Source organism: Pseudomonas sp. SH10-3B, from assembly GCF_019891415.1.
Taxonomy (GTDB): domain Bacteria; phylum Pseudomonadota; class Gammaproteobacteria; order Pseudomonadales; family Pseudomonadaceae; genus Aquipseudomonas.
This window is the reverse complement of sequence record NZ_JAFLXD010000010.1, coordinates 52519-66754: the sequence shown is the minus strand read 5'-3', so window position 1 is coordinate 66754 and position 14236 is coordinate 52519. Positions and strand designations below refer to the sequence as shown.

At 54.3% G+C, this 14236-nt stretch carries 12 protein-coding genes, 1 tRNA gene and 1 pseudogene; 2 read left to right on the top strand and 12 right to left on the bottom strand.

Going from position 1 to position 14236, the window contains the following annotated elements:
- Positions 1-1251 precede the first annotated feature (1251 nt).
- Genes J1G35_RS10325 through J1G35_RS10315 form a run of 3 tightly spaced genes read right to left on the bottom strand, consistent with a single transcriptional unit; the run spans position 1252 to position 3389 of the window.
- Positions 1252-2229: a saccharopine dehydrogenase NADP-binding domain-containing protein gene (locus J1G35_RS10325; RefSeq protein WP_223014863.1), complete on the bottom strand. Its 978-nt coding sequence runs from the start codon at positions 2227-2229 to the stop codon at positions 1252-1254.
- Positions 2226-2627 carry a VOC family protein gene (locus J1G35_RS10320; protein WP_223014862.1) on the bottom strand — a complete coding sequence of 134 codons (402 nt, stop codon included), beginning with the start codon at positions 2625-2627 and terminating at the stop codon, positions 2226-2228. The genes J1G35_RS10325 and J1G35_RS10320 overlap by 4 nt, the downstream gene beginning before the upstream one ends.
- Before the next feature lie 18 nt (positions 2628-2645).
- Positions 2646-3389, bottom strand: a complete 744-nt coding sequence (locus J1G35_RS10315; protein ID WP_223014861.1) for an SDR family oxidoreductase — start codon at positions 3387-3389, stop codon at positions 2646-2648.
- 138 nt (positions 3390-3527) lie between these two features.
- On the opposite strand from J1G35_RS10315, the gene J1G35_RS10310 reads away from it, so the two are divergent.
- A complete protein-coding gene (locus J1G35_RS10310; RefSeq protein WP_223014860.1) occupies positions 3528-4424 on the top strand; it encodes an AraC family transcriptional regulator in 897 nt (298 codons plus the stop codon).
- A 235-nt stretch (positions 4425-4659) separates the two neighbouring features.
- Here the strand turns inward: J1G35_RS10310 and J1G35_RS10305 are convergent, their stop codons facing one another.
- Genes J1G35_RS10305 through J1G35_RS10295 form a run of 3 tightly spaced genes read right to left on the bottom strand, consistent with a single transcriptional unit; the run spans position 4660 to position 7435 of the window.
- Positions 4660-5343 (bottom strand): HAD hydrolase-like protein, encoded by a 684-nt coding sequence (locus J1G35_RS10305; protein ID WP_223014859.1) that lies wholly within the window; start codon positions 5341-5343, stop codon positions 4660-4662.
- 31 nt (positions 5344-5374) lie between these two features.
- Complete coding sequence (locus tag J1G35_RS10300; protein ID WP_223014858.1) at positions 5375-6889, bottom strand: MFS transporter; 1515 nt, start codon at positions 6887-6889, stop codon at positions 5375-5377.
- A gap of 57 nt (positions 6890-6946) precedes the next feature.
- Positions 6947-7435: a heme-binding protein gene (locus tag J1G35_RS10295; RefSeq protein ID WP_223014857.1), complete on the bottom strand. Its 489-nt coding sequence runs from the start codon at positions 7433-7435 to the stop codon at positions 6947-6949.
- A gap of 111 nt (positions 7436-7546) precedes the next feature.
- Between J1G35_RS10295 and J1G35_RS10290 the strand changes: the two genes are divergently transcribed.
- On the top strand, positions 7547-8470 hold the full coding sequence (locus tag J1G35_RS10290; RefSeq protein WP_223014856.1) for a LysR substrate-binding domain-containing protein: 924 nt from the start codon (positions 7547-7549) through the stop codon (positions 8468-8470).
- Positions 8471-8541: 71 nt separating this feature from the next.
- On the opposite strand, the pseudogene J1G35_RS30890 reads toward J1G35_RS10290, so the two are convergent.
- From J1G35_RS30890 to J1G35_RS10265, 6 genes and pseudogenes are all read right to left on the bottom strand, one after another.
- Positions 8542-8634: pseudogene (locus J1G35_RS30890) on the bottom strand (SDR family NAD(P)-dependent oxidoreductase); the annotation flags it as partial.
- Between the two features lie 561 nt (positions 8635-9195).
- Complete coding sequence (locus J1G35_RS10285) at positions 9196-10011, bottom strand: lipase family protein (RefSeq protein ID WP_223014855.1); 816 nt, start codon at positions 10009-10011, stop codon at positions 9196-9198.
- Between the two features lie 251 nt (positions 10012-10262).
- The gene (locus J1G35_RS10280; RefSeq protein ID WP_347709452.1) at positions 10263-10610 is read right to left on the bottom strand and encodes a barstar family protein; all 348 of its coding nucleotides are present in this window, start codon (positions 10608-10610) and stop codon (positions 10263-10265) included.
- A gap of 311 nt (positions 10611-10921) precedes the next feature.
- The gene (locus tag J1G35_RS10275) at positions 10922-11233 is read right to left on the bottom strand and encodes a hypothetical protein (protein ID WP_223014854.1); all 312 of its coding nucleotides are present in this window, start codon (positions 11231-11233) and stop codon (positions 10922-10924) included.
- Between the two features lie 307 nt (positions 11234-11540).
- Positions 11541-11614 (bottom strand) — tRNA-Cys (locus J1G35_RS10270).
- 212 nt (positions 11615-11826) lie between these two features.
- Positions 11827-14115, bottom strand: a complete 2289-nt coding sequence (locus J1G35_RS10265) for an acylase (RefSeq protein ID WP_223014853.1) — start codon at positions 14113-14115, stop codon at positions 11827-11829.
- Between the last annotated feature and the right edge of the window lie 121 nt (positions 14116-14236).

Genomic DNA, 14236 nt, shown 5'->3' with positions numbered 1-14236 from the left:
TCGTAGTCGGCCCCCAATTCGTCACTTCGGTGAATGGCGCGAGCCAGCCGCAGCCGACTGGCTCGATCAGGTCGTTCGACAGCAGCTCTACGTTGAGCGGCTCTCGCCAGGATTATGTTGTTTTTTAACGCCCTTCCCCGACTTCCGTTCGTATTGGTGATGAAAAAACCAAGCGATCAAAACCAGTATCGCCAGACCAAAAACGAATAGAAGCAGCTCTATCGCGGGACCTTCGTGTGAAAACATTTTTCGTTCCTCATCCTGAAGTAGCGTGACCTGAAAACGGTCACAACCGAAATTATTCGTAACAATACGAACATTTTCAGAGTAGTCGCCAAGACGCGCCGTGGCAACCTGAAAAGCCTCAGAACCATTGATCTAGACACGTCACTCGTCGAAAACCCTTAGAGCGCGTCAAGGGATACGGCGCAACGTTTTACCCAGCGAGAGCGGAATCACGCCTGCGCGGGCTGATGCGGATGGAGACAGTTAGGCCTGCTCGAAAGGTTGGTACCGGACCTTTTCTTTCGGGCAATAAAAAACCCCGGAGACGTTAATCTACGGGGTCTCTAAGAGTGGAGGCTGAGGTCGGAATCTAACCGGCGTAGGTGGATTTTAAATCCTCGAATATCCTGATGTATTTCAATTGCTTATATCAACATCAATTCCGCATCGCCTAGATCTCTAACCTGCTGGAGCCCCCTGAAATCGGGAGGTCTTATATCGATTGCGGAATGGATTTTCTACGTTTGGATCACCTCAATTGTAGGATTTGAAAATCCGACTCAGGCTCGGGGGCCCCTCGAGCCCTCAATTCAGCGAATACTTCCGCAGAGCACTCACCGTAACCCCAATAGCCGAATTTGATGAGCGACAGACAGCTCCTGGCCGGAAGAAGCCTTCCGTGACAAACAGCTATCGGCCGAGGCTGTGTAAAAACGATTTCGAGCGCGACAGGCACTCACCACCGAACTGGAAATCACGCATCTGCGCGAAATCCACATCTGCTGACGTGCCGATAAGTGTCAGATTTAACGTAGACGCGCGCACCTCAATTATGATGAAGCGTTTTTACACACTCTGGGCCAGAGGCGGCCGGTCACCAATACGGTGGAGTATGAAAGTACCTTGCAATTCAACCGAGCGTACTCACGGTTTTTTGGCCTGACGTCTGCGTGCGATGCTACGAGATTTAGTCCGCCCGCCTCCGCTACAGAGCGTACAGCGGCCATTTGAATCGCCAGCATCAAGTTAGAAGTCGGTAATTATCGTCCCGGCAATGCTCTCGGCAAATCCATCTCCGAAGACCGTGGCCGGTGTCGCAAATCCCGGGCGCCGCTCACCGTTCAGTACCCGGCGCGCAGCTTCCACCGCTGCCAATGGCGTATAGGAATAGCCGTTCACGGTTTCGATCACAGACGTTGCGGTTACTCCATCAGCGCCTATGACCTCAACCACTGCGCGGGCGCGATGCGTATCCCGTTGCTCTGCCGTGGGTCCGTCAGGCAGTTGCGACAGATCACCTTCTGGAAACGCATCGCCCGCGATATGCACATACATCGCGATATTAGGAATGCCCGTCGAATGCCAGCCTGTGACCAGGTCACCGAAAGAAAGCGGCGCGCAAAGGACCGGCCCCTGACCAAAGTCGAAGTCCCGTGGCGTCGCATCGGGCGCCATAACCAATTCGCCGTTCACCCTTGCGAGTAGGCCTGCACTGATGATCTCACTAACGCTCATGGCCGACCCACGGGACATTGATCCTGGGACCTGAAGTGCGATGCTCATTGCGAGCGGATTTTCAACGCGCCTAGCAACCTGCACCGCCAGCGAATCAGTGGGGACGACGTCCCAACCAACGCCTGGCAAAAGCATGACCTTATTGGCAGCGGCTTGAACGCCCAGTCTCTCAGCCAGCCGGTAAACGTTGATCTCGGCGGTGATGTCCAGATAGTCGACCCCAGACTTGATGCACGCGTTCATCAATGGCTCTGCTGTTTGCGCGAATGGCCCCGCGAAGTTTAGTAATACCGAGATGCCAGACAGATCAGTTTCGAGAACTGCGCCAGCATCGAAAACTCGATATGGCACGTCCAACTGCGCTGCAAGGATCGCAAGCTGTTGCTTGCTGCGCCCTGCGATTTCAAAATTCAGATCAAGCGCTTTTGCCCGCTTGACCGCCATACGACCGGTGTAGCCCGTGGCTCCGTAGATCAGAAGTGTGCTCATTGGACGTGTTGCCATTTTTTATAGACGAATTCCAGGCTGTACCCATCCGGGTCCAGTAAATTGGCTGAGTAGTAATCGGGGTCGTAGTGTAAGCGGGCGCCTGGCGCGCCATTATCGATGGCGCCCTGCGCTATGGCCGCCGCGTAGGCAGCATCAACTTCTACCTTGCTGTTCGCGACGAAACCAACGTGCACAGCCCGCCCTCTCGATACACTTTCACGCAACCAGAAAAACATTCGGCCATTGCTGCCAAAACCTTTCAGGTCTGGATGCCCGGGTGGGCCGTCCTTGCCGTCGTAGTCTAAACGCGCGGTGATGCCCAGCGGCTTCAGTACAGTCTCATAGAAACTGATAGAGCGTGCGATGTCGCTTACCGACAAAAAAATATGATCAAGCATGGTGTACCCCCCGTATGCTCAGATGTTGTAGCCGCCGGCGACTTCAATAGTCTGGGCATTGATCCAAGTGCCCTCTTCGGACAGCAGCATGGCAATAACCCGCGCAACATCTTCGGGCTCACCCACCCTTCCAAGCGCTGTTTGCGCCGCCAGCATCGCTTCGAACTCGTCGTTCAACCCGCCACCCAGCTCAGTACGGATAGCACCCGGTGATACAGCATTGGCCCGTATGTACCGCTCACCAAACTCTTTGGCCATATAGCGGGTGAGCACTTCGAGCCCGCCCTTGAACGCGGCGTACGGTGCAACTCCGGCGGTGGCTACACGAGTAGTGGCGCTGGTCAGGTTGACGATACTGGCGCCTTCCGCCAGCAGCGGCAGCAATACCTGAGTGAGAAAAAACGGGCCTTTAAGATGCACTTTGAACAAGTCGTCGAACTGCGCCTCGCTGACGGTGGCCAACGGGTTGAACAAGCCATAGCCGGCGTTGTTGACCAGGCCACTCAGCGTTGTGGCATTCCACGTCTCCCGCAGAGCTACCACTACTGATTCGCGAAATGCCTCGAAACTGCCAACATCCGAGACATCGAGCTTGAGCGCTATGGCTTTCCCACCTGCGTCTTTGATGTGCTCCACAACCGAAGCCGCCGCCTGGGGGTTGGCGTTATAGGTCAGGATGACGCCCATACCTTTTTTGGCAATATGCTCGGCGGCACTGGCACCGATTCCGCGGCTGCCGCCTGTGATCACGATGACGCCCATATCGGTTTCCTCTGTGGTTGGAATGTGCGTCCAGAGTAATAATCAGCGCCTAGGGGGTCATATCCGTTCCTACTCTAAACATGCCTGTTTCTGCTTTTTGCTTGCACGAGGAGTCGTTATACCTTCAGCATGCTAATCATGGACAACCAACTCAAAGAACTTAGATCACTGGCGGCCGGCGCTGAAAACCGCCGAACCGAAACCGGCATCCCGCGCGTAGCCATGGTTCAGGGCAAGATTCCAGAGCACCTGCTGGCGGCGGTCTATGACCCCATGATCAATCTGATTCTGCAAGGCAGCAAAAGCATGACGGTGGGTAACCGCACGCTTAGATATGATCCTGCGACCTACTTTGTCATGTCCATCGACCTACCAGCCGTGGGTTCAGTACATCCCGCCGCATCAGGCGAGCCGTATCTGGCAGTCAGTCTGACGCTTGATCCGGCAGTCCTGTCGACATTATTCGGCGACTTGCCCAAACCTGCCGTCCGCCTGGAAAGTAATCCCGGCTTTTCGGTGGCCTCAGTTACGACCGAGCTGATGGACGCTTGGATACGAATGCTCCGACTGATCGGCGATCCAGATGCCATCGCAGCTTTGGCCCCGGTTTACGAGCGGGAGATCATCTTCCGCGTCCTACAGGGACCGCATGGGTGGATGCTCAGAGAGATCGCAGCGCCTGATACCGCAATGGCCCGCGTTAACATGGCTATTCAATGGATTCGCCGCGACTTTGCCAAGCCCATCGGCGTAGAACGCTTGGCAGAACGAGCATCGATGAGCGTCTCGGCATTTCATCGCCATTTCAAGGCTGTTACCAATTTGAGCCCTTTGCAGTATCAGAAGCGCGTGCGCTTGCTCCACGCGCGAACACTGATGGTGGCAAATGCCAAGAGCGTCATGGCTGCTGCCTTCGAGGTTGGCTACGAAAGTGCCACGCAATTCAGTCGCGATTATGCTCGGGTGTTCGGGCTACCCCCTGCAAAAGATGCGGGGCGGATCCTCGGGGATACGAGAGACGTCAGGGTGACGTGAGCACTCAACTGAACCCTTCCGCGCAGTGCCGCACGGAGTCAATTGAAGCCAAATCAGTGAGCGGCAATTCTGGGACGAATATCGATGACGGAGTACTGTACCTGATCCACCCTTGTCCTCTCCTGAGGAGGAGGAATCCACCATGAACACCATTGGAAACCTCTGACCTTGCTACCTGCTAAGAATCCGGAATTTAGTAGACCGACGAGGACGGGAGTCGATCCTTAGCTGCCGCTCAGTCGCCAGGCAAGCCAACGATGTCGAGAACATCTCTGAATTCTGTGAGATTAACGGCTTTGCAATCGTCAGCCAGAGATCCATAGCCCCAACTGGCAAAAGCAAACGGTATTCCGTATCCGCGTGCGGCTTCAAAATCGTTCCTATTGTCTCCGATCATTATCTTGGGGAGCTTTCCGTAATCGGCACGCGCTACCAATGCACCCAGGTGTCTGGGGTCAGGCTTCTTAAAGGACACGGTATCCCCGCCACAGACCACATCCATAAATTTCAACAGGTTGGTTTGCTTGAGAATATCGATGGCAATCGATTCGTCCTTATTCGTACAGACAGATATTTGCCACCCCGCTTCTCGCAACGCGCTAAGGGTTTCAATTACCCCTTCATAAGGTTTTGTCATCGGATGGTCAGCGTGTTCGTAACGCGAGATGAAGGTATCAATCGCTTCTTCCATGTTATTTATTCCACGCAAGTAGAACGCTCGCCTGGCAAATGACCGCATTCCGTCACCGAGGAATAATGAAGTTGTTGCGACCAAAATTGGCTCAAGATTCCGCTCGATCAGAATTGTGTTCAGTTGCGCTGTCATGTCGTCCGCAGAGTCAACGAGAGTACCGTCAAGGTCAAAAATAATTGCGTCGGCCTGAATTGGGTGTGCAATTTTCAGTTCATTTATCGACATATATCTTTACTCACGTTTTGCAGGGCTGTGGCTAGATGGCAGGGCTCGGGCTATGCCTTTTTTTGCTACGCATCAGCACATACACCGCACCGGATGCGAGTAGCGAGAACATAGCGGCAATCAAAAATGCGCCCGCGAATCCCTGGCTGTAACTCTGCTGAGCGAGCCCATTCAGCGTATTGGTTAAGTCGTGGGGATACATTGCGATAGCACGTTCGAAGTCGCCTGCCATCACGTATTCGGAAAATCCGGGTTTAGCAGATACTCCTGCGTCTATCAGCCTGCTTTCGACCGCCGATTTCACTCCGCTGGCGAGTACCGCTCCCAGCCCGGCGAAACCCAGCAATATGCCGGTGAATCTGGATGTGGTGCTGATGCCGGATGCCATTCCGGCGCGACTCCGAGGAACTGTGCCCATGATCGCCTTCTGGGTTTCGCCATTCAGCAATCCTCCACCAGTTCCCAAAATAGCCATGCCGGAAATCAGCAATAGTTCTCCCTGCTGAATGGCGGCGAACATCAGAATAAGGTTACCCAGTGCAACGATTAAGAGGCCCAGTGCCAGGATACCCGCGCTCTCGAGGTAAGGCGAAAGTCGCCTACCTACTTGGGGGAAAATCAGCATCGCAATGGCAAATGGAAGCATGGCGATACCCGCTTGGAGTACTCCGTTGCCACGGCCATTTTGTAGAAAGAGCGGTAACAGCGATGCCATGACTTGAGCAGATGAGGCATAGGCTAGCATCGCGAGTACTGCGCCAACGAAGGGCCTGGCTGTGAACAATTCGAGATCAAGCATTGGGTGGGTGCGACGTTTTTCGACCCAGACAAAGACTACGAAAAACAGCACGCCCCCGATTATGCTCACGAGGACAGGGATACTGGACCACCCATGACTGGGACCGGCTATGAGTGCCCATGTGGCACTGAACATCCCTAGCGCGAAAAGCGCAATTCCCGGGATGTCCAGAGTTCTCGGAATGGGGTCACGAGATTCATCCACCAGCATCACGACCGCTGCCGCCAGCAATAAGCAGACTGGGATGTTGATATAGAAAGCCCAGCGCCACCCAAGTGAACTACTGATCACTCCACCAATGAGCGGCGAGACAACCATTGTGAGCCCCATGATGCCGCCCCATATCGCCCATGCGTGGCTGCGCGCTTTTTCATCGTGAAAAGTGTGTCCGATGATGGCTAGGGCAGGAGCAAGCAGGAAAGCGGCTCCGACTCCCTGTACCGCTCGCGCCAGATAAAGGCCTGACGCTGAAGGTGCCAAACCACAGGCCAGAGAAGAGACTGCAAAGAGCGCTATTCCGAACAGAAAGACGCGTCGTCGGCCATATCGGTCAGCGATGGAGCCAGCCGGAAGCAGGAGGGCAGCGAAGCAGAGCACGTAGGTGCTTATGACCCACTCGACCTCTGCAAACGATGCCTGAAGATCCCTGGCAATGGTTGGCAAAACAATGCCTACGACGTTCGTATCTAGAACTGTCATGGCACAGCCCGCCGACGCGACAACCAGTATGGCCGCTTCTTTTCTCATGGAATGACAGTCTCTTCTGATAACGGGAGCGGTAACTGCACTTTTTGAAACGGGCGTTTATTTGAATGCAGCTAGCCCGGCTTGAGCGATCTCTTCATCGTGCTGTGGTGTGTCCGCAGATACCCCTACAGCCCCAACGGTGTGTCCGTTGATGATGATTGGAAAACCACCACGCATCAGCACAAAGCCTTGGGCGGTGATGGCGGCAGGTCGGGTGCCGTTGACGGCATCTTCTAGCGCGCCGCTGGGACGTCGGAACAGAGCGGCTGTACGAGCTTTTCCGGGAGCCAGTTCTACACCCGCTGGGACAGCGGCGTTGTCCATTCGAGCGAGGAGAATAGGCAAACCAGCACTATCGACAACTGCGATCACGCACGGCCAACCAGCCTTTTGCGCTTGTGTTTGCGCTGCTGTGAGGATCTGTTGAGCGGCGGCAAGCGTCAGAACTGGCTGCCTAGGCAAATCCCATGCTGCTGCTGGCAGAGAGAGCAGAGCAAGCGTTCCAGAAAGAGCCAAGACAGTCGCGATGTGAGGAAGACGGAACATGGTGAACTCCTAATGTAGTGAGTCCAATGATTGGAACAGGGGGAATAATTCAGTACAACAAAGCTTGATGGCTTTATAATTCAGAAAAACTGAATACTAGGTTCCGCTGCCATGGACATTCGCCATCTCCGCTCTTTCGTAACAGTGGCGGAAAATCTACATTTTTCACGCTCGGCCGAGCAACTGGGCGTTTCTGCCCCAACTCTCACTGCGCAGATTCAGGAAGTGGAGAGCTTGTTAGAAGCTCGGCTTTTTAATAGAACAAAGCGATCTGTCGCTTTGACGCCAGCTGGGGAAGCGTTTCTGACAGAAGCCCGCGCTACTCTCGAACAATTCGAGAGAGCTGTTAACGTGGGCCAACGTGCAGGCCGAGGCCAAGTTGGCCGAGTGGAAATCGGATACGTGGGTTCAGCCGCCTTTTTCGGGGTACTCCAGGACCAGATCAAGCGCTTTCGCAATCAGTGGCCAGACGTCATGGTGAACACCAAGGAACTCCCTACCGAGCAGCTCACGGCACTTCTCGAGGACGGTCGGATTGACGTGGCCTTTGTACGGATGCCGGTGCATTTGCCCGACGCAATCTCCAGCCATATTTTGGCCCGAGACCGATTCTGCGTCGCTTTGCCAGCGGACCATATCCTGGCAAAGACAGTTGATGACATTCGCCCGAGTGCGCTTGCTGGCGAGTTGTTTGTGCTACCTGAACAAGGGTTAGGGTTGCGTGAAGTGGCCAAGCGCGGGAGATTCGATCCATACATTGGTTCGGCTCCCGGAAGTCTGGTCGCAGTGCTGACACAGGTGGCACTGGGTGTTGGTATAGCAGTCATTCCCAGCGTTCTGATTCAAACTGTTCAACTGCCAAATGTGGTCTTTAGGCAGATAGCTGCGCCTCCCATTTTTTCAGAGGTGGGAGCTTTGTTTCGCCGCCATGAGAGGCTACCGATTGTGTGCAACCTGATTAGCCAGATCCTTGAGACCGATGAACGCGTGTGGAACGGCGATCCTCTGCGGAGGGCACAGAAAGAAATGCTCTGAAGGTTAAACTTCCCGTGGGCCATATGGCGAGATGGTTACTCCTCCAGGGGCTCCTCCACTGGATCAGTACAGGAGACCCCAATCAGCGTGTACTCATTCTCACCCAGCCCCTCAACCAGGGCTTTGCCCAAACCTCTGCTTGCACCGGCCACCATGATTTTGATCGATTGTCTCCTTGACCTGAACAGGTCGTTTTAGGGCCCGCTTATCAAGCTAAGAAATCTCGTCAAGCCCACCAAGACGTTCCTGGCTAAACCAATAGCTATTTGACGATAAGTTTTCGACAAACAACCGGCGACGCTTCTCGCCGACAATGTGTACGGGTGTTTTTACACACTCTGGTCCGAAAGCGGCTAGTCGCGACTGGCGGCAATCGGCCAGGAGTAGCCGTTCGCTAACTGCCCTTTACGGGCACATCGCAGGAGGTTCAGCCCGCATTGGATGGAAGTATATGACCGCTTGAGAGCCAATTTCTCTAATCAAATATTGGCTAGCCATACCCCATTCGACAGAACTGTAACTCGTAGAGCCTGTGAAAATTCTTCAACAACCTAACTTGATTGCCAGTAGCTTGATACGGCAGGAGTTGTTAGGCGCACTTGCCCTATTATTTTCGCAGTCTGGTTATGGGCTTGAAAATTTTGCCGCTCACTTCGGTATAAACTTCAAGCGTCACGATGCAGAAGAGGATGCGCATGCTGTGCGCAAGAAGGCAGAGGCGCTAGTCATCTTTCCAGACTATTGGTTTGAGCGCTTATAAGAGCTTTTAGCTTCAATATATATTGCACTATTGAATGATCGGATGAGAAATTCGATGCTGGCCCTTTTAGTGCCTTGGCAAGGCGCGTAAGCCAGCCAGCATTTGTTGAGATTCCTTCATTTTGCAGCCATATTTCAGATCCCACATGCTGATAGAATAATGGCGGGGTGAAAGGGACTGCATCTGAACTATTTATCAGTCGTACTGTTTTTTCGCCCAGTTCTCCATAGAGTTTTTTGAATGCAGATAGACCAACAGCTGGCGATCCAAAAGTTATTATTGATTCGAGATTTTCTCTGACTTTATCAGGGTGCGAGCTTCGCAGTTTGACTGCAAATAATATCGCTAGAGCGCCTCCGAGCGAGTGCCCGGTGATAGCAATTTTTTTATCTAGCAAGCTGTTCTCTTCGAGGCAACGAAGTATTGCATCAAGACTGCGAAGCTTGGTGGTTTTATCATCGTAGTTTAGAGTTCTTTGGAATCCTCGATGCACGAGAGTATTGGAGGCTTCTGGGCAGTCTTGCAACTTAACCGGAAAAGCTCGTAGATTTGAAATTTGCCAATCAACACTTTCTCTAGTGCCTCTAAAGCATATTACTACCGATTCGGTGTTCCAGAAGATACGACAGAACCCTCTGCCGATAGAACCGTGAATTATTCTCTGGTCATCGAAGGGCTTTCCTTTGTAGCTTTGGTACTTGTGGGCGATCGGGCTGGCATATGCAGCTTTACTGACTTTTGCTAACTCTAAGAATGCTTTGAGTGATTCCATATTTTGCATTAGGTCGCCCTTTGCTGCTCATGCATCGCTGATGTCAGATAGATATAATAATCCATTTTAGTATTAAATCGGTGATCTATGTATTGCTTCGGAGTGCTCCGGTAGTGCTTCAGTAGATGAGCAACAGCTTTGTCTTGTAAGAGGCGTAATCAGTTGGGCGGTGGAGCGTCCACTCTTGGCCGATAGTATCCTGTCCTGACGGTCAACTTTCGCCCGATCGCAATCGTTGATCGATTGACGTGAGCGAGCATTTAAACATTGAAAGCAAGTGCCACGAGCGGGGTGCCGCCAGCAACCACGATTCGCCAGTTCACAAAAGCTGCACATTCCACAAGCGCTTCAAATTGTTCAGGACAGCGGCGCTTGAAGCTCTGGGCATTGTCAATGACTAATGAAAGCGTTTGTCCGTTTTGAACGTGGATAGATGACATTTCTGCGCTGGGGTCATCGAGGTATGAAAGACAATCAACCCAGGCATCCATATTGCGACCGTAGAAGCCAGGGAAGCCGAACTTTTCTGCGAAAACACTGTGGAATGTTTGCCAGTCAGAAATCAGGTTTGCATCCACTTGCACCATTGTCAGATCAACCTTCGCCACGTTGAAAAAATCAGGTATGGCGGTCTCGCAAGATGAAGTCAATTGCTGGATGCATATTTGCGCAATTCAGGCCTCAATCAGCTACAAACGATGTTGCAGTGGCCGCTTCTGGCCGAGGCTGTGTAAAAACGTTTTTGAGCGCGACAGGTACTCAAAACCGGACTTAAAATCTCGCTTCTACGCGAAATCCACATCTGCTGACGTGCCGATAAATTTCAGATTTAACGTAGACGCGCGCACTTCAATTTTGACGAAGCGTTTTTACACACTCTGGGCCAATAGCGGCCTCCCAGAAGGCTAATGCTGAGCGGTCACTCGTCAAACAAGGTCCAGCCATGGCAAATGCCGACAAAGTCTTTTGCCGTAAAAAATAATGTCAGCTCCTCGGGGTCAAATTCTTTGTAGAGCCAATGCCCGGGAATTGGGCCTCTCGTTATCACGTATTCCAAGCGGTATTTTTGAACCGGTCCAAAACTGAAGGAGTGTGAGTTCAGCTCAAATTTGTCACCTCTGTTGAGCGCCCATAGCTTTTCAACGAGACAATCATCAAGCACCACCCCTCCAGCTATCTCAATGAGATACCTTGAATGAAGTTTCTTTTGAAGCCTAACGCTTCTGGCCATACATCAACCTACCTATGAACAGCTCGGACATCGGCATGATAATACTGGAACGTGATGAGGGCCGCTTCGGGTCGAAAGCAGCTTTTCATGATCGGCAGCTGTTGGCCGTTAGTGAATGCTCACGCTCCTCAGTCTTGAGCACAACGCTACGTCCAATCGAGGAGTAGAGCCATTCCGATAAAGGCGTCCCAAATTCCCAGACAAAAAAGACAGGGTTGCGGGAGCGATCCGAAAAATTGCGGAAGTGATGACCAAATCGCAGACAATAAAAAACCCCGTAGACGTTAATCTACGGGGTTTCTAAGAGTGGAGGCCGAGGTCGGAATCGAACCGGCGTAGGCGGATTTGCAATCCGCTGCATAACCATTTTGCTACTCGGCCTCAAACGATCAATGCCCTTGCTGCTGACATTCACCGTATAAAAACTTGAGTGGGCTGTAAAACCCTGCCTCTACTCTAACTCATTGAATACATTGAAGTTTTTAATGCTTCGTTGCGTTCGATGGGCGCCATTATGTACTCATTTGCTTTTGCCTGCAACCCCTTGATTTCAAAAATATTTCGCATTGGCATCAAGGGGTTGCGTGCCTGCCCTACTCCTTGATGAGCTGCTGCTGGTACTGCGGGTCGGCCTTGATCTGGGCGTCGGTGAACGGCAGTGGGCGCAGTTTTTTCTCGGAGAACGCTTGGGTCTGGTCCTTCGAGTATTTCGATGCTGGGTTGCTGGACAGGGAGAATGCCAGCAGGCCTTGGGCGTGTGGGCCCTGGTCGTCGAAGGTGACGATCTGCAGGTAGCTGCTGCCGCTGACCACTTCGCGCTTGCCGTCGGCACGGGGCACGGTTTGCATGGCGTTGTAGATCCCCAGCGCCTGCGGGCCGCCATGGATCGGGGTTTGGCCGCTGACCTGGATATCGCCCCACTTGCTGTCGGCGTTGAGGCCGAGTTTGGCGACGGCTGCGGTGGAGGCCAGCATGGCTTCGCGCAGGGCCTTGGCCACGGGCCCGCGGTCGATGGCCAGGCCGCGTGGGGTGGTCAGGGGCTGGGCCGGGTCGAAAGCAACGCGCCAGGCATCAGGGATTTGCTGCAGGTGCTCGAACAGGTTGATGAAGTGCACCAGGCCCAGGCCGCTGTCGAGGTTGGCGTGTTGGTCCCAATCTTTGAGGCTGGTGCATAGCGGTGTCAGCGTAACCGCGTCGGCGCCCAGGTGTTTGGCGCAGAATTCCAGCAGGTCGGGCATGACCTGGCCAGCCAGGTACACCTCGTTGTCCATCACCATGTTTTGCAGGTCGGCGACGTTGATCGGGCGCTGCTCAAGGGATTGCAGGCGTTGCACGGCGAAGCGTGCCCTCGGGCCGAGGCCGATGTGGTCCTGGCTGATCACCGGGGAGAAACCGGTCAACGGCGCCTTGGGGTTGGCCAGCCACGCTGAATCGTTGGAGTGCTGCACGTAGTCGCTACGCTCCAGCTGCGGCAACTGGTCAGCCGGGAAGATGCCGGCCTGGGCGGCGCGTGGATCGACGTCCCAGGCGCAGGCGCTGTGGGCGCCATCAAGCATGATCATCTGCAGGCCGGCACGCGGGTCGCTGCATTGCGCCAGTTTCGCCGCGCTGACGTTGGGCACCACCGACAGGTTCATGTACAGGCTCTGGCCCTGGTCATCGGCGGCCAGGGTGTTGACCCACGGGATACCTTGCAGAGTGTGCACCGAGGTTTGCAGATCTTTAAGGCTCGTGGCGCGGTTCATGGCGTACCACTGTTGCAGGACACGGTCGTTGCCCAGGTTGGCGTCGCGCAGGCTGAAGGCGTAGTGGCTGTCCCAATCCAGCTTGCCGGGCCATTGCACCACGGGGCCGAACTGCGAGCTATAGACCGGATGGGTCACAGGCTTGACGCTGCCGTCCGCTTGCCTAACCTGCACCGTCACCAAGGTCTTTTCCAGGGGGATGGATTTTCCATCCAGCATGTAGCGCGTGGAATCCTTGGGATCCAACGTCAGGCGATACAGCGTGAAGTGCTTGGACGTGTCCACCGTATGCGTCCACGCCACATGCTGGTTAAAGCCGATATTGATCACCGGCAGGCCCGGCAACGCGGCGCCCATCACATCCAGTTGGCCGGGGATGGTCAGGTGCATTTCATAAAAGCGCATGCCGCCCACCCAAGGGAAATGCGGGTTGGCCAACAACATGCCACGTCCATTGAACGAACGGTCACGCCCCACCGCCACCGCGTTGCTGCCGCGATCGAGACTGAAGCGATGTTGATTGGCGGCGGCCAGTTCAAACGCCTTGGCGCTGGGCTGCACACTCGCCGTTGCCTGAGGCGGCTTGGCGCCGACCAGGGCTTCGGCGAATTGGCCGACACCGCCTTCCACCAGCAGCCTGCGGGTCAATTTCACCAGGTCTTCAACCACCAGCGGCCGTACCCAGGCCGCCTGGCACTGGGCGGGTGCGCCCTGCTCTTTCAGGTAGCGGTTGTAACCGGCCACATAGCCTTGCATGCGCTGCTGGATCTGCGGGCTTTGCGCCTTCCAGAAGGCCGCCACGGCACCGGGCGTATTGAGCCAAGTGAAAAACACGTCGCTGGCCAGGTTGTTGCGTTCTTCCAGGGTCGACTGCTCGGGGCCGAAGTACCTGGCCCGCTCGCCGTTCACCGTGACCACTTCATTGGCCAGCAGGCACAGGTTGTCCTGGGCATAGGCGTAACCGATGCCCAGGCCCAGGCCGCGCTCATCATTGGCGCGAATATGCGGCACGCCGAAACTGGTACGCCGGATATCCGCCGACGCTTGCGTCACCTGTTCCCGTGCCGAAGCAGCCAGGCTCAACCCGAGCAACAACCCCGCCACGCACACCCTGGACAACCCGTTGGAAATAATCACACAGACTCCGCAGTCAAATTGAACACCCTCACCGGGGATTGCTACCCCACCGTAAGGACGCAAAAAACCGCGAAAAATTTAACCCGGTCAGGCGTTTATTTAAGGCTCCAGAGATGTGACA

Bases quoted from the DNA above. Each gene is read 5' to 3' on its own strand.
- J1G35_RS10325 (WP_223014863.1), bottom strand. From the start codon at position 2,229: ATGAGCACACTTCTGATCTACGGAGCCACGGGCTACACCGGTCGTATG.
- J1G35_RS10320 (WP_223014862.1), bottom strand. From the start codon at position 2,627: ATGCTTGATCATATTTTTTTGTCGGTAAGCGACATCGCACGCTCTATC.
- J1G35_RS10315 (WP_223014861.1), bottom strand. From the start codon at position 3,389: ATGGGCGTCATCGTGATCACAGGCGGCAGCCGCGGAATCGGTGCCAGT.
- J1G35_RS10310 (WP_223014860.1), top strand. From the start codon at position 3,528: ATGGACAACCAACTCAAAGAACTTAGATCACTGGCGGCCGGCGCTGAA.
- J1G35_RS10305 (WP_223014859.1), bottom strand. From the start codon at position 5,343: ATGTCGATAAATGAACTGAAAATTGCACACCCAATTCAGGCCGACGCA.
- J1G35_RS10300 (WP_223014858.1), bottom strand. From the start codon at position 6,889: ATGAGAAAAGAAGCGGCCATACTGGTTGTCGCGTCGGCGGGCTGTGCC.
- J1G35_RS10295 (WP_223014857.1), bottom strand. From the start codon at position 7,435: ATGTTCCGTCTTCCTCACATCGCGACTGTCTTGGCTCTTTCTGGAACG.
- J1G35_RS10290 (WP_223014856.1), top strand. From the start codon at position 7,547: ATGGACATTCGCCATCTCCGCTCTTTCGTAACAGTGGCGGAAAATCTA.
- J1G35_RS10285 (WP_223014855.1), bottom strand. From the start codon at position 10,011: ATGCAAAATATGGAATCACTCAAAGCATTCTTAGAGTTAGCAAAAGTC.
- J1G35_RS10275 (WP_223014854.1), bottom strand. From the start codon at position 11,233: ATGGCCAGAAGCGTTAGGCTTCAAAAGAAACTTCATTCAAGGTATCTC.